This is a genomic window from Pedococcus sp. NPDC057267 (assembly GCF_042668795.1).
Lineage (GTDB): Bacteria > Actinomycetota > Actinomycetes > Actinomycetales > Dermatophilaceae > Pedococcus.
On record NZ_JBHUYG010000086.1, the window covers coordinates 1 to 18,733 of the forward strand.

The 18,733-nt window shown below is 72.6% G+C and carries 19 protein-coding genes; 3 read left to right on the top strand and 16 right to left on the bottom strand.

Annotated elements, in window-relative coordinates; translation table 11 throughout:
• Positions 1–28: 28 nt before the first annotated feature.
• The gene (locus ACFUC1_RS16190; protein ID WP_379121587.1) at positions 29–1,270 is read right to left on the bottom strand and encodes a hypothetical protein; all 1,242 of its coding nucleotides are present in this window, start codon (positions 1,268–1,270) and stop codon (positions 29–31) included.
• Positions 1,271–1,481: 211 nt separating this feature from the next.
• On the opposite strand from ACFUC1_RS16190, the gene ACFUC1_RS16195 reads away from it, so the two are divergent.
• On the top strand, positions 1,482–3,458 hold the full coding sequence (locus ACFUC1_RS16195; RefSeq protein WP_379121589.1) for a thioredoxin domain-containing protein: 1,977 nt from the start codon (positions 1,482–1,484) through the stop codon (positions 3,456–3,458).
• Here ACFUC1_RS16195 and ACFUC1_RS16200 read toward each other — a convergent pair.
• The gene (locus tag ACFUC1_RS16200; RefSeq protein WP_379121591.1) at positions 3,436–3,612 is read right to left on the bottom strand and encodes a hypothetical protein; all 177 of its coding nucleotides are present in this window, start codon (positions 3,610–3,612) and stop codon (positions 3,436–3,438) included. The genes ACFUC1_RS16195 and ACFUC1_RS16200 overlap by 23 nt on opposite strands.
• A 36-nt stretch (positions 3,613–3,648) precedes the next feature.
• Between ACFUC1_RS16200 and ACFUC1_RS16205 the strand changes: the two genes are divergently transcribed.
• A complete protein-coding gene (locus tag ACFUC1_RS16205; protein ID WP_379121593.1) occupies positions 3,649–3,810 on the top strand; it encodes a hypothetical protein in 162 nt (53 codons plus the stop codon).
• Positions 3,811–4,079: 269 nt separating this feature from the next.
• Here the strand turns inward: ACFUC1_RS16205 and ACFUC1_RS16210 are convergent, their stop codons facing one another.
• The 7 genes from ACFUC1_RS16210 to ACFUC1_RS16240 are packed head-to-tail and all read right to left on the bottom strand — an operon-like array spanning position 4,080 to position 10,962.
• Entirely contained in the window at positions 4,080–4,838 is a 759-nt protein-coding gene (locus ACFUC1_RS16210; protein WP_379121595.1) for an FAD:protein FMN transferase, read from the bottom strand.
• The gene (locus ACFUC1_RS16215) at positions 4,835–5,386 is read right to left on the bottom strand and encodes an FMN-binding protein (RefSeq protein WP_379121597.1); all 552 of its coding nucleotides are present in this window, start codon (positions 5,384–5,386) and stop codon (positions 4,835–4,837) included. The genes ACFUC1_RS16210 and ACFUC1_RS16215 overlap by 4 nt, the downstream gene beginning before the upstream one ends.
• Before the next feature lie 8 nt (positions 5,387–5,394).
• Positions 5,395–6,825 carry a ferric reductase-like transmembrane domain-containing protein gene (locus ACFUC1_RS16220; RefSeq protein ID WP_379121599.1) on the bottom strand — a complete coding sequence of 477 codons (1,431 nt, stop codon included), beginning with the start codon at positions 6,823–6,825 and terminating at the stop codon, positions 5,395–5,397.
• Positions 6,826–6,881: 56 nt separating this feature from the next.
• The gene (locus ACFUC1_RS16225) at positions 6,882–7,640 is read right to left on the bottom strand and encodes a nucleoside/nucleotide kinase family protein (protein WP_379121601.1); all 759 of its coding nucleotides are present in this window, start codon (positions 7,638–7,640) and stop codon (positions 6,882–6,884) included.
• Positions 7,628–8,377, bottom strand: coding sequence for a TSUP family transporter (locus ACFUC1_RS16230; protein WP_379121622.1), 750 nt, complete (start codon positions 8,375–8,377; stop codon positions 7,628–7,630). Before ACFUC1_RS16230 ends, ACFUC1_RS16225 begins: the two co-directional genes overlap by 13 nt.
• A 33-nt stretch (positions 8,378–8,410) precedes the next feature.
• A complete protein-coding gene (locus ACFUC1_RS16235; protein ID WP_379121603.1) occupies positions 8,411–9,181 on the bottom strand; it encodes an HAD family hydrolase in 771 nt (256 codons plus the stop codon).
• Positions 9,178–10,962, bottom strand: a complete 1,785-nt coding sequence (locus ACFUC1_RS16240; protein WP_379121605.1) for a proline--tRNA ligase — start codon at positions 10,960–10,962, stop codon at positions 9,178–9,180. The genes ACFUC1_RS16235 and ACFUC1_RS16240 overlap by 4 nt, the downstream gene beginning before the upstream one ends.
• A 242-nt stretch (positions 10,963–11,204) precedes the next feature.
• On the opposite strand from ACFUC1_RS16240, the gene ACFUC1_RS16245 reads away from it, so the two are divergent.
• The gene (locus ACFUC1_RS16245) at positions 11,205–11,819 is read left to right on the top strand and encodes a pyridoxamine 5'-phosphate oxidase family protein (protein WP_379121607.1); all 615 of its coding nucleotides are present in this window, start codon (positions 11,205–11,207) and stop codon (positions 11,817–11,819) included.
• Here ACFUC1_RS16245 and ACFUC1_RS16250 read toward each other — a convergent pair.
• The 7 genes from ACFUC1_RS16250 to ACFUC1_RS16280 all read right to left on the bottom strand — a co-directional run bounded on the left by ACFUC1_RS16250 (position 11,813) and on the right by ACFUC1_RS16280 (position 18,533).
• Positions 11,813–12,022: a hypothetical protein gene (locus tag ACFUC1_RS16250; RefSeq protein WP_379121609.1), complete on the bottom strand. Its 210-nt coding sequence runs from the start codon at positions 12,020–12,022 to the stop codon at positions 11,813–11,815. The two genes, ACFUC1_RS16245 and ACFUC1_RS16250, sit on opposite strands and share 7 nt — an antisense overlap.
• Positions 12,019–12,864 carry a GNAT family N-acetyltransferase gene (locus tag ACFUC1_RS16255; RefSeq protein WP_379121610.1) on the bottom strand — a complete coding sequence of 282 codons (846 nt, stop codon included), beginning with the start codon at positions 12,862–12,864 and terminating at the stop codon, positions 12,019–12,021. The genes ACFUC1_RS16250 and ACFUC1_RS16255 overlap by 4 nt, the downstream gene beginning before the upstream one ends.
• Before the next feature lie 54 nt (positions 12,865–12,918).
• Positions 12,919–14,079: a flavodoxin-dependent (E)-4-hydroxy-3-methylbut-2-enyl-diphosphate synthase gene (gene ispG, locus ACFUC1_RS16260; RefSeq protein WP_379121612.1), complete on the bottom strand. Its 1,161-nt coding sequence runs from the start codon at positions 14,077–14,079 to the stop codon at positions 12,919–12,921.
• A gap of 161 nt (positions 14,080–14,240) precedes the next feature.
• On the bottom strand, positions 14,241–15,608 hold the full coding sequence (locus ACFUC1_RS16265) for a M50 family metallopeptidase (RefSeq protein WP_379121614.1): 1,368 nt from the start codon (positions 15,606–15,608) through the stop codon (positions 14,241–14,243).
• A complete protein-coding gene (gene dxr / locus ACFUC1_RS16270) occupies positions 15,605–16,894 on the bottom strand; it encodes a 1-deoxy-D-xylulose-5-phosphate reductoisomerase (RefSeq protein ID WP_379121616.1) in 1,290 nt (429 codons plus the stop codon). Before dxr ends, ACFUC1_RS16265 begins: the two co-directional genes overlap by 4 nt.
• Before the next feature lie 94 nt (positions 16,895–16,988).
• Positions 16,989–17,348, bottom strand: a complete 360-nt coding sequence (locus ACFUC1_RS16275) for a barstar family protein (RefSeq protein WP_379121618.1) — start codon at positions 17,346–17,348, stop codon at positions 16,989–16,991.
• A 123-nt stretch (positions 17,349–17,471) separates the two neighbouring features.
• A complete protein-coding gene (locus ACFUC1_RS16280) occupies positions 17,472–18,533 on the bottom strand; it encodes a DnaB-like helicase C-terminal domain-containing protein (protein ID WP_379121620.1) in 1,062 nt (353 codons plus the stop codon).
• Positions 18,534–18,733 lie beyond the last annotated feature (200 nt).

Genomic DNA, 18,733 nt, shown 5'->3' on the forward strand with positions numbered 1-18,733 from the left:
GCGGGGGCCGTGCCGCCCCGGACTGCGGTCACTTCAGCGACATCACCGGCTCGCCCGAGGCGGTCAGCCCCGTGGAGCTGCGGGTGCAGGTGCCCGACTTCGGGCTTCCGCCGTTGTACGCCTGGCGCAGGCAGCTGCGCAGCGCGAGCTCACCCCAGTAGTTGGGGTGCAGCGACTCCTGGATGTAGTAGTCGCTCGTCGCCGTGGAGACGGTCCGGATCTGGTTGACCCACTCCGTCTTGTCGACCGCGCCCGCCCCGGTCCAGCTCGTCAGACCCTCCTCCTCGAGCAGGCCGACCGTGTTCTCGCACAGGCGCCGGCTGTTGAAGGCCGTCGCCAGCTCGAGCACCCGGGTGTTGCCGAGCCCGGTCGCCGAGACGGCGTTCTTGACGCTGCTGTTGATCGTCGACAGCGCGGTGGAGTTGGCCCAGTCTGCGTCCTTGTTCCAGAAGCCGCACCCGCCGGTGTTCTGCCGGGTGTAACCGCTCTGGGAGTAGCGGATCCCCGAACCGCCCGGCAGCGGCGACATGTAGTCCTGGACCATCAGCGTCCACTGCGAGTCGGCGTAGCCGGCGTTGCGCATCGCGGTGGCGAGGTTGAGCAGGCCGTTCTTGATGGCCGTGGTCTGGGCGCTGACGTTGCTGCTGGTGAAGTTGGCCGTGACCGACGAGTCGTCGTTGCAGTAGTTGGGCCACAGGGACGAGGACGTCAGGAAGTCGGAGACGCAGGACTGCACGATCGAGCCGAAGTTGAAGTCGTTGCCGCCGATGGAGACAGCGACCATCGTCACGTTGTGGGTGCTGGCGTAGGCCTGGAGCATCTTCGCCTGGCCCTGGTTGCCCGCGCCGTCGTCGTAGAAGTCGAGCCCGGGCTTGAAGTAGCCGTTGGAGTCCGTGTAGGTGGCCGTCTTGGCGCCGGAGCAGGCGAGGTTCATGCCGTTGACGCCACCACCGAGGTGGACCTCCGAGGCGTGCGAGCGGTGGCACCGTGGGATCGTCTCGGCGGTGTCGGACGCGTTGTCGTAGTAGGCCGTCGAGCCGAGCGCGTCGATGTACTGCGACCCGGTGTTGGTGTTGCCGGCCCAGCGGCCGGCCTCGCCCGAGATGTACGAGTCGCCGACCGTGACGACCGTCGGGGTCCCGGAGCCGGGGCCGTCCGCGAGCGCCGGCGCCGGGAGCGCCACCACGAGGGTCGTCGCAGCCAGGGCGGCGCCGGCGACGAGCCCGGCGGCGGTGCGCCTGCGGCGCGGGGTGGGGGATGAAGCAGACACTGCATCTCCGATCCGCCGGGTCGCGCCATTGCGACCCGGCTGTTGGTGAGCCTGGCCCCGCGGCGGCGTGCGGACCGGTGCGTGTCCAGTTGACGACGCCCATCAAAGCGCCTTTCTGACCCTCGGTAAGGCAAATCCGGGTCAAACGTTCGTCCGGTTCCCGGTACCGGGCCCGTCCGACGTGGGCGGCCGCCCGGCATACGGTGGGCGCATGCCCAACCGGCTCGCGGACTCGACCTCGCCCTACCTGCTCCAGCACGCCGACAACCCCGTCGACTGGCAGGAGTGGGGTGAGGAGGCGTTCGCGGAGGCGCGCCGGCGCGACGTGCCCGTCCTGCTCAGCGTCGGGTATGCCGCGTGCCACTGGTGCCACGTGATGGCGCACGAGACCTTCGAGGACGAAGAGGTCGCGGCTGCGCTCAACCCGCACTTCGTGGCGGTCAAGGTCGACCGCGAGGAGCGGCCGGACGTCGACGCGGTCTACATGAGCGCGACCACGGCACTGACCGGGCACGGCGGCTGGCCCATGACGTGCGTCCTCACGCCGGACGGCGAGCCCTTCTTCGCGGGCACGTACTTCCCCAGGGGTCAGTTCCTCCAGCTGCTGGCGCAGGTGCGTACGGTCTGGGCGGAGCAGCGCGAGCGGGTGCTCGAGAGCAGCGCGCACATCGCTGGACGGCTGCGCGAGATGACGTCCGCGGCGGCTCCCGCCGCCCTGGACGAGCAGGCGCTGGGCGAGGCGGCAGCCGGTCTGCGGCGCCAGTTCGACGACGCCCGAGGTGGTTTCGGCGGCGCACCGAAGTTCCCGCCGTCGATGGTGCTGGAGTTCCTGCTGCGACACCACGCGCGCACGGGGTCCCCGGACGCGCTGGCGATGGTCGAGCGCACGTGCGCCGCGATGGCCCGCGGCGGCATGTACGACCAGCTCGGCGGCGGGTTCGCCCGCTACTCCGTCGACGCCGACTGGGTGGTGCCCCACTTCGAGAAGATGCTCTACGACAACGCGCAGCTGCTGCGCGTGTTCGCCCACTGGCTGCGCGCCACCGGCGACCCCCTCGCCCGCCGCGTCGCCACCGAGACGGCAGAGTTCCTTCGACGCGACCTGCTCACTGCGACAGGCGGGTTCGCGTCAGCGCTCGACGCGGACACCGACGGCGTCGAGGGCCTCACCTACGCCTGGACGCCGGAGCAGCTCGTCGAGGTCCTCGGCGAGCAGGACGGCACCCGCGCCGCGGAGCTGCTGTCCGTGACCCCGGCTGGCACGTTCGAGCACGGCTCCTCGACCCTCCAGCTACGCACCGACCCGGACGACCCGCAGTGGTGGGCCGGCGTGCGGTCCCGTCTCCTGGCCTCCCGCAACGAGCGCCCGCAGCCCGCCCGCGACGACAAGGTCGTCACGTCCTGGAACGGCCTGGCCATTGCCGCCCTAGCGGACGCCTCGATCGCCCTCGAGGACCCGCCGCTGCTCGAGCTTGCCCGTGCCTGTGCGGAGTTCGTCGTCGGGGCCCACCTCGTCGACGGACGCCTGCGCCGCTCCTCGCGCGACGGCCGAGTCGGCACCGCCGCTGGCGTGGCCGACGACCACGGGAACCTGGCGGAGGGGCTGCTGGCGCTGCACCAGGCCACGGGCGAGGCCCGCTGGCTCGACACGGCCTGGCAGCTGCTCGAGGTCGCGGTCGAGCAGTTCGGCGCGGACGACGGCGGCTTCCACGACACGGCTGCCGATGCCGAGCCGCTCGTGCTCCGGCCGCGCAGCCCTGCCGACAACGCCGAGCCGAGCGGCCAGTCCGCCCTCGCCGGCGCCCTGCTCACGTGCTCCGCCCTCACCGGCGACACGGCGATGCGCGAGCGCGCCGAGGCGGCGCTGGCCTCCTCCGGCTTCCTCGCGGCCCGCGACCCGCGGTTCGCGGGGTGGGGGCTGGCGGTGGCCGAGGCGGCCCTGGCCGGCCCGCTGCAGGTGGCCGTGGTCGGGGACGGCCCGGAGGCCGAGGAGCTGCTCGCAGTGGCCCGGGCGTCGTCGTCGCCGGGACTGGTCCTCGCGCACGGCAGGCCCGACTCCCCCGGCGTGCCGCTGCTCGCGGACCGGCCCCTCGTCAGCGGTGCGGCCGCGGCATACGTCTGTCGCGGGTTCGTCTGCGACGCCCCGGTGACCGATGCCGCCGCGCTCAGGGCAGCCCTGGCGCGATGACCTCCGCCGCCAGCCGGGCGGCGTCCCATCGGGGGACCGCACCCGGGCACGACAGCAGGTAGTCCGCCACCTGCTCGTCCTCGAGCCCGTGCGCCTCGCGCAGGCCCTCGGCCATCGTGCGCAGGTATGCCGGGGCGGGCGGGTTGTGTTGCACCGCAGCGGGATCCGGGGTGGTGAAGGTGAGGACGGGGTGTCCGTCGAGCTCGCCGACGAGCTGCAGCGACTCGTAGCGCCCCGGGCCGACGTCGTGGCGGGCGTGCTCGAGGACGTGGGCGAGGTCCAGGCACTGCCGGGCTCACGGTGCATCTCCTGGGCCGCGACGTCGGCGAACTGCTGGTCGGTGACCAGGTAGGCCCGGGCCAGCGTGGTGCCGGCCGCTCCCGCGTCGTAGAACGCGATGCCCCCGCCCCACGTGGGCGACTCCCAGCCGAAGAGGACGATGCCGGGCAGGGTCATCGGCCGGTCGCCTGCGGGCGCGGTGGTGTCGCGCGCGCCGGGGTGGCTGCGGCGCGCCCCTGCCGGCCGACCGCCCTGCAGGTAGCGCAGGAAGCGCTCACGTCGGAGGTTGCTCCCGTAGCACGCGTACCAGACCTGCACGGGCTCCACCGTGCCAGAGCCGGTTCAGAGCACGAGGTGCCGGTATGCCGGTTCGGCCAGCTCGAGCGCCTCGACGCCGGCCGCCGGGTCGACGAAGAGCGCGGTCGCCCAGACGTCGGCCCACAGCAGGGTCGGCCCCCACACCGTCGCCGACCCCGACCGCCCGACGGGCGCGCCGGAGCGCGGGTCGAGGATGTGTGCGCCCCGGGCGGCGGTGCCGGAGGTCGCCAGGCCGCCGCGCGCCAGGTCCACCGTCGCGGCCACCCGGCTGCGGTCGCGCGGGTCCTCGATGCCGATGCGCCACGAGGTGGGGGTCGCGCCGTACCCCGCCCCGGCGAGCAGGTCACCACCGGCGTTGAGGCAGAACGAGATGCCGGGGACGTGCGCCAGGTGGGCCGCCGCCCCCTCGACCGCCCAGCCCTTGACCAGGCCGGTCGGGTCGTAGCCGCCGTCGGCGGTGTGGGCGCTGAAGAGCCCCCCGGTGCGCAGCTCGGCGACCGTGCACAGCTCGCGCACCTCCGCCAGCCACGGGTGGGCGTCCCGAGGGTCCAGCTCCCCGCGCAGGGCCCGGGACAGCTCGCTGTCCCCGCGCCACGTGCTGAACACCTCGTCGACCTTGCGCAGGTGCGCGAACACCTGCGCGACGGCCGCGTCCGCGGCCTGCGAGTCCACGTCGCCCCGCAGGTGGACGGACACGGGCATGCCCATGACGTGCTCGACGAACGCGCGCCGCGGGGTCTCGGCGACCGCCCCCTCCCGTCCGGTCACCAGGTCCGCGGTCACAGGTGCGCCTGGTCGATCGCCGACTGCAGCGACTGGAGGTAGCCGTCGGACGTGACCGTCGCGCCGGACACCATGTCGATGTTCGCGCTCTGGGCCTGGACGACCTCCTGGTTGAGGACCGGCAGGGCGTAGGAGTTGATCTCCGCGTCGCGGCCGTTGCCGTTGGGGTAGACGATCGCCTCGGCGTTGGTGATCTTGCCGCCCTGCACGGTGATCCGGACCTGCACCGGGCCCCAGCGCGTCTGTGCCGTGTCGCCGTCGTAGGTCTTGGCGGCCGAGGAGCTGCTCGACCCGCCGGACGACGAGCTCGACGACCCGGAGCTGCCCGACGAGCTGCTGCCGGACCCGGAGGTCCCGCTGGAGCCGTTGCCGGTCGAGCCGCTCGAGCCGGTGGACCCCGACGCGGAGCCGGAGCCGCCGGAGGCCGCACCCGCCTGCGCCACCACGGGCGAGGCGAGCGAGGTCCCCGAGCCGGTGGACGTGTGGTAGCTGAACAGCAGGACGAGGGTGGTGAGGGTGGACAGCCCCCACAGGGTGATGCGTCGCACGGGTGCTCCTAGTACGTGAACCGCTCGAGGTGGATGCGCTCGCTCGGGGTGCCGCAGGCCAGCGCGGCGCGGCGCGCGGCCTCCATCCAGCCGGGCGAGCCGCACAGGAACACGTCCCGCTCGGCCACGTCGGGCACGAGCTGGGCCAGAGCCTGGGCGTCGGTCAGGTGGGCCGCCGAGCGCGGCAGCCAGGTCTCCCGCCCCGGGACGCGCGGCCCCTCGACGGTGAAGTAGCGGGCGCCGCACCGGGTGGCGAGCTCGTGCAGCTCGTCGGCGTGGACGAGGTCCTCGCCGGTGCGGGCGCGGTGGATGACGGTGACGTCGCCGGGCGCCTGCCGAAATCCCTCGAGCAGTGCTCGCATCGGGGTGATGCCGATGCCGGAGCCCATGAGCAGGACCTTGTGGCGGGTGCGGACACCCTCGTGCAGGCGGCCGTAGGGGCCCTCGACCAGGACGCGCGTGCCGGGGCGCAGCCGTGCGAGCCGGCCGGTGCCGTCACCGACGTGGGCGGCCGTGATCCGCAGGTGGCGACCGTCGGGAGCGGCGGAGAGCGAGTAGGGGTTGGCACGGGTCCAGCCCGGCCCGTCGAGGAACCGCCACTGGAAGAACTGGCCGGGAAGCGCGTCGAGGTGCTCCACGCCGGGACCGCCGACGACGACGGACGTGACGCCGGGTGCCTCCTGCCGCACCGACACGACGCGGATCGGTGCGCGCAGCGAGCGCCAGGCGGGCAGCCCGAGGCGGTAGACGAGCACGGCACCGGCGCAGACGGCATACAGGGTCCACCAGAAGACGGTCGAGGCCTTGGAGGTGAGGAACTCCTGGCCGGTCCACAGCTGGTGGGGCAGCGCCAGCCCCGCACCGAGGTAGCCGTAGAGGTGGATGAGGTGCCACGACTCGTACCGCAGTCGCGCGCGGGCCTTCTTCACGGAGGTGACGACCACCATGCACAGGGCGACGGTCCCGGCGACGGCCAGCAGCATGCCGGGGTAGTTGAGGACGAAGTCGACGATCGTGCCCCACAGGCCCTTGGGACCGGTGGCGGCGTAGCCGAGGGTGATCAGGACGATGTGCGCCCAGAGCAGGTTGAAGGAGGTGAACCCGACGTACCGGTGGGTGCGCGCCAGGGCGTCCTGCCCCCACGCCTGCTCGAACCACGGGATCCGCGCCATGAGGAAGACCTGCACGAGCAGGAGGGCCGAGGCCACGAGCCCGGTCAGCCGCCCGAGCGAGGTCATCCCGGTGCCGAGGCCGCCAAGGGCCTGCACGCCGCCGTTCGCCACCCACAGCGTCACCACGAAGAGCACGACGAGCCAGAACAGCGACACCGAGGCGTCCCGCCACCAGCGTGGCACGGGCCGGACGGTGCGCGGGCGCCGGGTGGTTGCGGCGGGGGCGGCTGTCGACGCCATGGCGTCGGCGAGGTCGGTCGAGGTCACGTGACGACTCTGCGGCCGGCGTCTGTGAGGTTGCTGTGGAGGGCCCGTGACGGGGGTCAGTCTTCGTCCGGGCCCGGGTCGGCCTCCGGCCGGAAGTCGGCGTCCGGCCCGAAGTCGGCGTCCGGCCCGACGACCCGCCCGTCGAGCACCACCACGTCGGCGCGCAGCGCCGTCGGCCCGACCAGCGCGGCGTTGGCCTCGTCCGAGCGCAGCACCCAGGCGCGCGCGTCCTGCGGTGCCCGCCCCGCGGCGACGTGCCGGTGCACCAGGCGCTCGACGCGCACGTCGTCGGCGAGCGCGCAGAACCACACCTCGTCGAGCTGGTCGCGCACGGGGCGCCACGCCTCGTCGTCGAGCAGCAGGTAGTTGCCCTCGGTGACCACGACGTCCGCCTGCACCGGCACGACCAGGGCGCCCGGCTGGGGCTCACCCACCGCGTGGTCGAAGGCGGGTGCGGCGACCTCGCGGCGCGGCAGCTCGCGCACCGACTCGAGCGCTGCCGCGTATGCCGCCGCGTCGAAGGTGTCGGGCGCGCCCTTGCGGTCGCGGCGGCCGAGGCGCACGAGGTCGGCGTCGAGGAGGTGGAAGCCGTCCATGGGCACGTGGGCGACGTGCCCGGCCACGCCGGCGTCACCGGCGGTCGCTGCCAGCAGGGCCGCGACCAGCGTCGTCTTGCCCGACCCGGGCGGGCCGGCGATGCCGAGGACGCGCCGTCGGCCATCGGCCCGGGCCGCGTCCGCCAGCGACCGGACCCTCGCGAGCAGGCGGGGGTCCGGGACGACGGCGTCCGACGGCGCGCCGCTCAGGTCCACCACCCCAGCAGCTGGCCGCCGATGCGGGCGATGAAGGCGACCAGCACGAGCACGAACACCACCCGCACGAACCGGCTCCCCCGGGCCACGGCGGTACGCGCCCCGGTGTAGCCGCCGAGCAGGTTGGCCGCGGCCATGACCAGGCCGATCCCCCACATGACGTGGCCGCCCGGGGCGAAGACCGCGAGCGCGCCGAGGTTCGTGGCGAGGTTGGCGATCTTGGCCTTGGCGCTGGCCTCGAGGAAGGCGTAGCCCATCAGCCCCACGAGCGCGAAGACGAGGAAGCTGCCCGTGCCCGGCCCCAGCGCCCCGTCGTAGACGCCGATGCAGAACCCGGTGAGCATCGCCACGACCGTGTGCCGGTGGCCGTCGAACCGCAGGGCCGTCTCCTGCCCCAGCGAGGGCCGGGCGACCGTGTAGGCGCCCACGACGACGAGCATCACCAGGATGATCGGGTTGAACGCCGACTTCGGGATGTGCAGGCCGATGAGTGCACCGCCGGCCGACCCGACGAACGCGACCGCCGCCATCGGCAGGGCCGTGCGCAGGTCGGGGCGCACCCGCCGCCAGTAGGTCAGCGAGCTCGTCGCCGTGCCGAAGACCGACGACACCTTGTTGGTGGCGAGCAGCTGGGCCGGCGTGGCGCCCGGGAAGCCCAGCAGCAGGGCCGGCAGCTGGACGAGCCCGCCACCTCCGACCACCGCGTCGACCCAGCCGGCGGCGAAACCGGCCAGCGCCATGAGCAGCAGCGTGCTCGTCGCGATGTCGCCCACTCAGTGCCCGGCGATCCACCGGTCGACGATGCCGACGATGTCCGAGAGCTGGTGCGCCTCGGCGTCCGGCGTGACGTCGACCTCCACGCGCTGGTCGGCGGGGATGTCGCTGTGCGGCACCCAGATCGCGCGCATGCCGACCTGCTGCGGCCCGTGCACGTCCTCGAAGAGCCGGTCGCCGACGTAGACCGCGCGCTCGGGCTGCACCGACACCGCCGCGCACGCCGCGAGGAACGCCTCGGCGTGCGGCTTCACCACGTGGATCTCGGAGGAGTAGACGTCGCCGTCCACGGGGTCGAGGACGCCGTCGCGCTGGAACAGCTCGCGGTGGTAGGCGCGCGACCAGATCGTGTTGGACAGCACGCCGACGCGGATCCCCCTGTCGTGCAACGCCTCCCAGAGCGGGCGGACCTGCGGGTCCGTGTGCGTGTGCGGCTCCCAGAAGCGCTGGTATGCCGCGAGCGCCAGGTGGTGCCGGTCGTGCGCGGGGTCGACGCCGGCCTCCGCCAGCACCTCCTCGAGCGAGGCGCTGGAGTGCTCGGAGCGACCGCGCTTCCACGCGGCCTCCTCGGCCACGAGGATGCGGTGGGCGAGCGAGTCGGCCTCGGCGAGGTCCTCCGGGTCCATGTCGCGGGACTCCACGGGGATGCCGTGGACCTCGCGGGCGAACACCCGCCACTGCGCCGGCAGGTCGACCTCGTGCCAGGGCGTCAGCGTGCCACCCCAGTCGAAGATGACCGCCTCGACGGGCCCGTGCGCCGTGCTCGTCACGAGTCGCTGCCGCGGACCTCGCGGACCACCTCGGCCACGACGTCGCCGACCGGCACCTCGCGGCGCTCGCCGGTCGCGCGGTCCTTGATCTCGACCACGCCGTTCTCCAGGGACTTGCCGATGACGACGATGGTGGGCACGCCGAGCAGCTCGGAGTCCTTGAACTTCACGCCCGGGCTGACCTTCTGCCGGTCGTCGTAGAGCACCGACAGGCCCTGCGCCTCGAGCGCCCGGGTGACGTCCTCGGCCGTGGAGAAGACCTCGGGGTCGCGCGTGACGTCCTTGCCGGTGGCGACGACGTGCACGTCGACCGGGCTGATCTCGCGCGGCCAGCGCAGGCCCAGCTCGTCGTGGTTGCCCTCGGCGACGCACGCCACCGCACGCGAGACGCCCACGCCGTAGGAGCCCATGATCACCGTCTGCAGCTTGCCGTTCTGGTCCAGCACCTTGAGGTCCAGCGCCTCGGCGTACTTGGTGCCGAGCTGGAAGATGTGGCCCATCTCGATGCCGCGCGCCGACTCCAGGCCGTGCCCGCACGACGGGCAGGCGTCACCGGGCCGCACGTCGGCGGCCTCGATGGTGCCGTCGGCGGTGAAGTCACGGCCGGCGACGAGGTCGATGACGTGCTTCCCCGACTCGTCGGCCCCGGTCACCCAGCGGGTGCCCTCCGAGACGCGGCGGTCGAGCAGGTAGCGGATGCCGGAGGCGTTGTCGGTGCCGAGCACGCCGGGCCCGATGTAGCCCTTGACCAGGGCCGGGTTCGCCGCGAAGTCCTTCTCGTCGAAGGCCTCGACGCTCGCGGGCTCGACCTGCGCGCCGAGCCGCTTCTCGTCGATCTCACGGTCGCCCGGCACGCCGATGGCCAGCGGCTCGCGGGTGCCGTCGGGGTGGGCCAGCACGACCAGGACGTTCTTGAGCGTGTCGCCCGCCGCCCAGGGCCGGTCCTCGCGGGGGAAGGCCGCGTTGAGGTGGTCGACCAGCGTCTCGATGGTCGGGGTGTCGGGGGTGTCCTCCGCGTGCGCCGCGGGCACACCGTCCCACGGCACGGGGTCGGGCACGGGCACGCGCACGGCCTCGACGTTCGCGGCATACCCGCAGTGGGGGCAGTGGACGTAGGTGTCCTCGCCGTTCTCGGCGGTGGCGAGGAACTCCTCGCTCTTGGACCCGCCCATGGCACCGGCCATGGCCTGGACGATGACGTAGTGGAAGCCGAGCCGGTCGAAGATCCGGATGTAGGCGTCGCGGTGCAGCTGGTAGGCCTTGTCGAGGCCGGCCTCGTCGATGTCGAAGGAGTAGCTGTCCTTCATGACGAACTCGCGACCCCGGAGCAGGCCGGCGCGCGGACGGGCCTCGTCGCGGTACTTCGTCTGGATCTGGTAGATCGACAGCGGCAGGTCCTTGTACGAGGAGAACAGGTCCTTCACCGCGAGGGTGAACATCTCCTCGTGCGTGGGCCCGAGCAGGTAGTCGGCGTCCTTGCGGTCCTTGAGCCGGAAGATGTTGTCGCCGTACTCCTCCCAGCGCCCGGTCGCCTCGAACGGCTCCTTGGGCAGCAGGGCGGGGAACAGCAGCTCCTGCGCGCCGATGGCGTCCATCTCCTCGCGCACGATGTTCTCCACCTTGCGCAGCACCTTGAGGCCGAGCGGCAGCCAGGTGTAGATGCCGGGGCTGACGCGGCGGATGTAGCCGGCGCGGACGAGGAGCTTGTGGCTCGGCACCTCTGCGTCCGCCGGGTCCTCGCGGAGGGTCCGCAGGAACAGGGTCGACATGCGCAGGGCCACTTCGGTCTCCTTCGGGTGGGGGGCCACCGGGAAGGATATCTGTCCGTATGCCGCGTGCTCACCGCGGTTTCGCGCGCCCGGTCAGGGCCGGAGCACCTGCACGGACGACCGACCCGGTACGGCTGGCGGTGGCATCCGCCCGTCCCGGTGCGGGCGCACATCGCCCGGGCAGAGGACGTCTGCACCGGTCGTGCCCACCCTCGGCGTCCCGCGACCACGGCCTGGGCGGGCACACTGGCGCCATGACGACACGGATCGAGACGCCCGAACAGCTCACGGCACTGCTGGGCGAGCCGCTCCCCCGCGCGCGCGACAAGGTCCGCCCGGCCCTGCACGAGCTCGACCGCGAGTGGCTGGCCGCCTCGCCGTTCTGCCTCGTGGCGACGTCGGCGGCGGACGGCAGCTGCGACGTCTCGCCCAAGGGCGACCCTGCCGGCTTCGTCCGCGTCCTGGACGACACGACGGTGGCCGTGCCCGAGCGGCTGGGCAACCGGCGTGCCGACGGCTACCGCAACGTGCTGTCCAACCCGCACGTCGGCCTGATCTCGATCGTCCCGGGCCGAGGCGACACGCTGCGCATCAACGGGCGGGCCCACCTCGTGAGCGACGCCCCCTGGTTCGACGACATGGTCGTCAAGGGCCACCGACCGGTGCTGGCGCTGGTGGTCGAGGTCGACGAGGTGTTCCACCACTGCGCCAAGGCCTTCATGCGCAGCCGGCTCTGGCACCCCGAGACCTGGGACCCGATGGCCGTCGGCTCCCGACCGCAGATCGCCAAGGCGCTCGAGCGGACGGAGGACTCGATCGAGGAGCTCGAGCGCTACTACGGCACGCAGTACTCGACCGGTCTCTACTGACGTCGGAGCAGCACGCGCACCAGGCCGACGGCCGAGGCGGCCGCGAGGACGATCCCGGCGACGAGCCAGAATCGGGCGCGGGGATCCCGACCCGGGACCGCCACGAGGAACGCCCCGAAGGCCAGGAGCGATCCCCAGAACCAGTACCCGATCGTCCCGGGCTCGACGTCCTCGTCGACGTCCTCGTCGTCGACACCGGTCACAGCAGGACCGTCGAGAACGTCCCCACGTCGGTGAATCCGACTCCGCGGTAGGTCGCCCTGGCGCTGGTGTTGAAGTCGTTGACGTACAACGTGACCCAGCGGGCGCGGGTCTGCATGACCTGCTCGACGACCGAGGCCATGAGCCCGGTCGCGAGGCCCTGCCCGCGCAGGTGCGGCGCCAGCCAGACGCCCTGGATCTGCGCGCACCCGAGGGCCACCGACCCCACGTCGGCCTTGAAGACGACGGCGCCGTCCTCGACGACGACGAAGGTGTGCCCCCGCTCGATGAGCGCCAGCAGCGCCTGGCGGTAGGCCGCGCCCGAGCCGGTGTAGGGCTTGTAGCCGATCTCGCCCTCGAACATGTGCGCCGCGGCCGGCATCACGAGGTGGACCTCGTCGAGGCGGGCAGGTCGCACCCGCGGGTCGAGCTCGACACCGAGCGAGGAGGGCGGCTCCATGATGCTCATCAGCGGCTGCGCGGTGCGCACGGCCCGCGCCGGGCCCCAGGTCGGCTGGAGCAGCCGCCACAGCTCGGTGACCTGGTCGGCGGGACCGAGGATCGACGCGCACTGCCGCCGCCACCGGCGGACGCGGTCGGCGAACCAGGCCAGGCTCTGGTCGTCGGCCTCGACCGGGACCAGGTTGGCGCTGGACCAGCACAGGGACTGCAGGCGACCGTCGACCTTGTGGCCGAGGACCGTCCCGGGCTGGGTCGTCAGGACGCCCTCGAGCAGCCGCGCCGCGACGAAGACGTTCGCCGCGAGGTCGCGGGAGCAGACCTCGAGGGCGGCGTCGCGGTCCGACGCCGAGAGGGCGTGGACCGGGTTGCGGGTGCGCAGCACGGTGTCAGCCTAGGCCCCACGGGGCCCGGCCGCCCCATGCTCCGTGGGCCCGGCTCAGCCGACGGTGACGGAGGGAGACCCGGCCTCGGCCTCGTCGACGGGCTCGCCCATCTCCTCGGCGATGCGCATGGCCTCCTCGATGAGGGTCTCGACGATGGCCGACTCGGGCACGGTCTTGATGACCTCGCCCTTGACGAAGATCTGGCCCTTGCCGTTGCCGGACGCGACCCCGAGGTCGGCCTCGCGCGCCTCACCGGGACCGTTGACGACACAGCCCATCACGGCGACGCGCAGCGGCACGGTCATGCCCTCGAGGCCGGCGGTGACCTCGTCGGCGAGCTTGTAGACGTCGACCTGCGCGCGGCCGCACGAGGGGCACGAGACGATCTCGAGCTTGCGCGGCTTGAGGTTGAGGGACTGCAGGATCTGGTTGCCGACCTTGACCTCCTCGACCGGCGGGGCCGAGAGGGAGACGCGGATGGTGTCGCCGATGCCCTTGGACAGCAGCGCGCCGAAGGCGGTGGCCGACTTGATCGTGCCCTGGAACGCCGGTCCGGCCTCGGTGACGCCGAGGTGCAGCGGCCAGTCGCCCCGCTCGGACAGCATCTCGTAGGCGCGCACCATGACGACGGGGTCGTTGTGCTTGACCGAGATCTTGAAGTCGTGGAAGTCGTGCTCCTCGAACAGCGACGCCTCCCAGACGGCCGACTCCACGAGGGCCTCGGCGGTCGGCTTGCCGTACTTCTCGAGGAGGCGTCGGTCGAGCGACCCGGCGTTGACGCCGATCCGGATCGAGACACCCGCGTCCTTGGCGGCCTGGGCGATCTGCTTGACCTGGTCGTCGAACTGGCGGATGTTGCCCGGGTTGACCCGCACGCCCGCGCAGCCCGCGTCGATCGCGGCATACACGTACTTGGGCTGGAAGTGGATGTCGGCGATCACCGGGATCTGCGACTTGCGCGCGATCGCGGGCAGCGCGTCGGCGTCGTCCTGCGACGGGCACGCCACGCGGACGATGTCACAGCCCGCGGCGGTCAGCTCGGCGATCTGCTGCAGCGTCGCGTTGACGTCCGTCGTCGGGGTCGTGCACATCGACTGCACGGAGATCGGGGCGTCGCCGCCGACCTCGACCTTGCCGACCTTGATCTTGCGCGTCTTGCGCCGCGGCGCGAGGACGGGCGGGGGAAGGGCCGGCATACCGAGACCAACAGTCATGCGTCCATTATCCGGTATGCCGCGCACCTCGCCCCCGGAGGGTGGGGTCCGTCAACCGCGGCGCTCGTGCGTCAGCCGCCGAGCGGTTGCGGCGGCTTCCTGCTCGCTCCCCCGGGCCGCGTGCCTCGTTCCTCGGCCCGCAACCCTCCTCCGCTCGTGCGTCAGCCGCCGAGGTTGACGGGCTTCACGACGTCCGCGTAGATGAGCAGCGCCGACATCACGATGAGCACGGTCGACACGGCATACGCCACGGGCAGCGCCTTGGCGACGTCGACGTGACCGGGGTCCGGGCGGTGCAGCAGGCGCGCCACCGACCGCTTGAGGCCCTCCCAGAGCGCCCCCGCCACGTGGCCGCCGTCGAGCGGCAGCAGCGGGATGAGGTTGAACACGAACAGCGCGAAGTTGAGCGAGGCCATGAGGCTGAGCAGGAAGACGAACGGGTTGATGCCGTCGCGGCCACCGATCCACGGCACGCCGCCCGAGGCCGCCTCGCCCGCCATGCGGCCCACGCCGACCACGGACACGGGCCCGTTGGGGTCGCGCTGGCCGGAGCCGAACGCCGCCTCGGCCACGCCCTTCATCTTCTGCGGGATCTTCAGGACGATCCCGGCGGTGGCCTTGAGCTGCTCGCCCACGATCCCGGGGACCTCGGTCACCGGCTGCGGCACGTAGGCCACCGGGGTCTGGCTGCTCACGCCGATGAACCCGGCGTCGACGGTCACGGGCCTGCCCTGGGCGTCCACCCGGGGTCGCCCCTGGTCGTCGACCTGCTGGACGGTGTTCCGGATCGGCGTGATGGTGAGCGTCACCTGGCGCCCGTCGCGCTCGACGACGACCGGCGTGGGCTGACCGACCCGCGGGCGCACGAGGCGGCCCACGTCGGTGGTGGAGGTGATCGGCTGCCCGGCGATGGACACGAACCGGTCCCCCGGCCGCACGCCCGCCTGGTAGGCCGGCGTCTTGGGGTCCGACGGGGTGCACGTGGTCTTGGCGGTGGCCTGCTCGGCGGCCACGACGCACTCGCTCACCGCGGCGACGTCGGCGCCCTTCTGCGGCGTGGCGACGCCGTACAGCGACACGATGCCCCCGAGGAGCACGACGCCGATGAGCAGGTTCATCATCGGGCCGCCGAGCATGACGACGACCTTCTTGGGCACGGACAGCTTGTAGAAGACGCGGTCCTCGTCGCCGGGCTGGACCTCCTCGAGGCTGAGCTGGCGTGCCTCGTCGGCGAGCTGGGAGAAGCGACCGGTGGACGACACCCGCAGCATGCCCGGCCGGTCACCCGGACGAGGTGGGAACATCCCGATCATGCGGATGTAGCCGCCGAGCGGGATGGCCTTGATGCCGTACTCGGTCTCACCGCGACGGGTCGACCAGACCGTGGGCCCGAAGCCGACCATGTACTGGGTGACCTTGACCCCGAACTTCTTGGCGGGGACGAGGTGGCCGATCTCGTGCAGGCCGATGGACAGGCCCACGCCGAGCGCCACGAACAGCACCCCGAGGACGTACAACAGGACGGTCACGCGCGAGCCCCCTGGGCGCTTGTGGTGGTGCCACCGGCCGGGGGGTCGGTGGCGGTGTCGTCGGTGACGAGGTCGGGGCCGGGCAGATCCAGCACCTTCCGCGCCCGGTTGCGGGCCCAGTCGTCGGCCCGCAACACGTCCTCAACGGACAGCGCCGCGGAATCGATCCCGGACCCGGCGTGCTCCTGCACGACCCGTTCCACGGTGTCGACGATGTCGGGGAACCGGATGTGCCCGTCGTGGAAGGCGTCGACCGCGACCTCGTTGGCGGCGTTGTAGACAGCGGGGTACGTGCCGCCGGACTCCCCCACCTGCCGCGCCAGCCGCACCGCCGGGAACGCCTCGTCGTCGAGGGGCTCGAACTCCCACGACTGCGCCCTCGTCCAGTCGACGGGCACGTCGACGTCCGCGAGCCGGTCCGGCCAGGACAGCCCGAGCGCGATCGGCACGAGCATGCGCGGGGGGCCGGCCTGGGCGATGGTCGAGCCGTCGACGAACTCCACCATCGAGTGGATCATCTGCTGCGGGTGGACGACGACCTCGATCGCGTCGAACGGGATGTCGAAGAGCAGGTGCGCCTCGATGACCTCAAGGCCCTTGTTGACCAGGGTGGCCGAGTTCGTGGTGATGACCCGCCCCATCGAGAAGTTCGGGTGCGCCAGTGCGTCGGCCGGCGTGACGTCACGCAGCGACTCGCGGCTGCGCCCGCGGAACGGGCCGCCGCTGGCCGTCACGACCAGCCGCCGCACCTCCTCCGCCCTTCCGCCGCGCAGGCTCTGGGCGATCGCGGAGTGCTCGGAGTCGACGGGCACGATCTGGTCGGGCGCGGCCGCGGCCTTGACCAGCGGCCCGCCGACGATCAGCGACTCCTTGTTGGCCAGGGCCAGGCGCGAGCCGGCCGCGAGCGCCGCAAGCGTCGGGCGGAGGCCGATGGAGCCGGTGATGCCGTTGAGGACGACGTCCGCCCCCGACGCCGCCGCCGTGACCGCCGCGTCGTCCCCCACGACTACCTGCGGGCGGTATGCCGGGCGCCCGGCGCGGCCCGCGTGCGCGGCGACGGCCTCGGCCACCGCCTCGTGGGTCCCGCGGGCGACCGCCAGCAGCTCGACCTCGAAGGCGACGGCCTGCTCGGCGACGAGGTCGAGGTTCGACCCGGCGGACAGCGCCGTCACCCGGAAGCGGTCGGGGTTGCGCGAGATGACGTCGAGCGCCTGGGTCCCGATGGACCCGGTGGAGCCGAGGACGGCGACGCTGCGCGGTGGTGTCACCCCGCCATTGTCCCTCATCCGGTGGCGGGAGCCCGACGCCGCAGGACCAGGTCCACGGCCACCGGCGCCGGCCACCCCACCTCGGCGGGCAGCGCGCCGACGCCCACGGCGCTCACCGGTCGACCACGACGACACCGAGCGAGGGGTGCTCGTCCTCGACCTCGCCGAGGACGGAGCGGATGCCGTCGTACCCGTCGGGGTCCACGGCCTTGAGGACGGCCACGCGGTCCCACACGAGCACCAGCCCCTCGGTGTCGTCGGCCGGCTCCTCCTCCGCGAGGTCGTGCAGGCAGTCGGCCAGCGCGTCCAGGTTGCGCCCGAACCAGTCGGGCAGGCGCAGGCTCTCGGCGAACCAGTCGAGGCTCTGACCGACCGTCGCCCCCGCGGGGACGACGAGCACCTGCCGCCCGTCGTCGCGCACGGAGCGGACCAGGTCGGTCAGCGACGTGCCGGCGCCCACCTCACGCACCACGGCGCACCCCCGGGCAGCACTCGGCACGCACTCGGTGCGGGAGCGGCCCGTGGCGCCACGGCATACGGGCCAAAATAGGGCAGTTGGCGCCTGCGCACAGCCCCCACGGCGAGAACCGGTGGTTCACTCGCGGAAGACCCGCTCCTCGATGAGCTGCTCCTCGACGACCCGCCCCTCCGTCTCGAAGCGACCCTGGTCGAACCGCTTCTGGAACTCCAGCTCGAGGTGGTCGACGCCGTTGCGGTTCTTCTCGATCGACAGCACGACCCACTGCCGGAACCGCTCGGCGTTGCCCAGGTGGTAGACGAGGTGGTGCTTGGCCACGACGTCGTACTTCTCGTTGATGATCAGGACGATGTCGGACTCGTACGCCAGCGCGGACGACCCGCGCAGGTCGTGCACGCGCATGCGGCGGCCGCCGACGAGGCTTCCCTTCTCCGCTGCCACGATCGACACGACGGGCACGGAGAACTCGAGCGCGAAGTCCTTGAGCCGCTCGACCACCGTGGCGACCCGCTCCTCCTCGGCGAGGCTGGAGCCGGGCAGGGGAATCTTCTGCAGGTAGTCGACGAGGACCATGGGGGCCCGGCCGTCCCGCTGGGCGAGCTCGGCGATGGTGTCGTGGATGGTCTCCAGCGTGGTGTGCAGGCCGCTGCTCGTGTGGATGTGCAGCCGGTCGGCGTAGCCCTCGAGCGACCGGACCGCCTCGGGGCCGCCGGGGGCGTTGGCGAACCGGGAGGCCAGGTTGTTGGCGGTGCTGTGCCGTGCCTCGAACGCGGCGCGGATCTTGGTGAGGTTGACCCCGTCGGTGCCGGCCACCTCGGCCGCCTCGATCGCGAGCAGGCGCTCCAGGATGCTGTGGGCGCCGTGCTCGTAGGAGAAGAACACGGCGGTGCGGTTGGCCGCGACGGCGTTGCGCAGGACCTGCAGCATCATCGCGGTCTTGCCCAGCCCCTGGGGGCCACCGAGCAGGACGAGCTCGCCCGAGCGGAAGCCGCCGGACAGCGCGAGGTCCAGCGCGCCGAAGCCGGTCGGCCACACGCGCGCCCCGGCTGTGTGCCCCAGTCGGAGCTTCTCGTCGGTCTCGCTCATGACCTCGGAGAGGGACTTCAGCCGACCGGCCGTCCGCGCGGCGTCCTCGGCCGGACGCAGGGAGGTGACGACCCCGATGTCTTCCACGCTCATGGCGCGAATTGAACAACCAAACGCGGCTCCCCAGAGGCAGATCGGGCCAGAACCCCTCCACTCGGCCGATGGGCATTCGGCACCTATGGGGCGATTGGGACGACCCTGCCGGGGGGCTAGGGGGCGATGCCGACGTAGGTGGTCTCGAGGTACTCCTCGATGCCCTCGAACCCGCCCTCGCGGCCGAAGCCGGAGGCCTT

Coding starts and splice junctions, on each gene's coding strand:
- ACFUC1_RS16195 (WP_379121589.1), top strand. CDS start 1,482: ATGCCCAACCGGCTCGCGGACTCGACCTCGCCCTACCTGCTCCAGCAC.
- ACFUC1_RS16230 (WP_379121622.1), bottom strand. CDS start 8,377: ATGGCGCTGGCCGGTTTCGCCGCCGGCTGGGTCGACGCGGTGGTCGGA.
- ACFUC1_RS16245 (WP_379121607.1), top strand. CDS start 11,205: ATGACGACACGGATCGAGACGCCCGAACAGCTCACGGCACTGCTGGGC.
- ispG (WP_379121612.1), bottom strand. CDS start 14,079: ATGACTGTTGGTCTCGGTATGCCGGCCCTTCCCCCGCCCGTCCTCGCG.
- dxr (WP_379121616.1), bottom strand. CDS start 16,894: ATGAGGGACAATGGCGGGGTGACACCACCGCGCAGCGTCGCCGTCCTC.
- ACFUC1_RS16280 (WP_379121620.1), bottom strand. CDS start 18,533: ATGAGCGTGGAAGACATCGGGGTCGTCACCTCCCTGCGTCCGGCCGAG.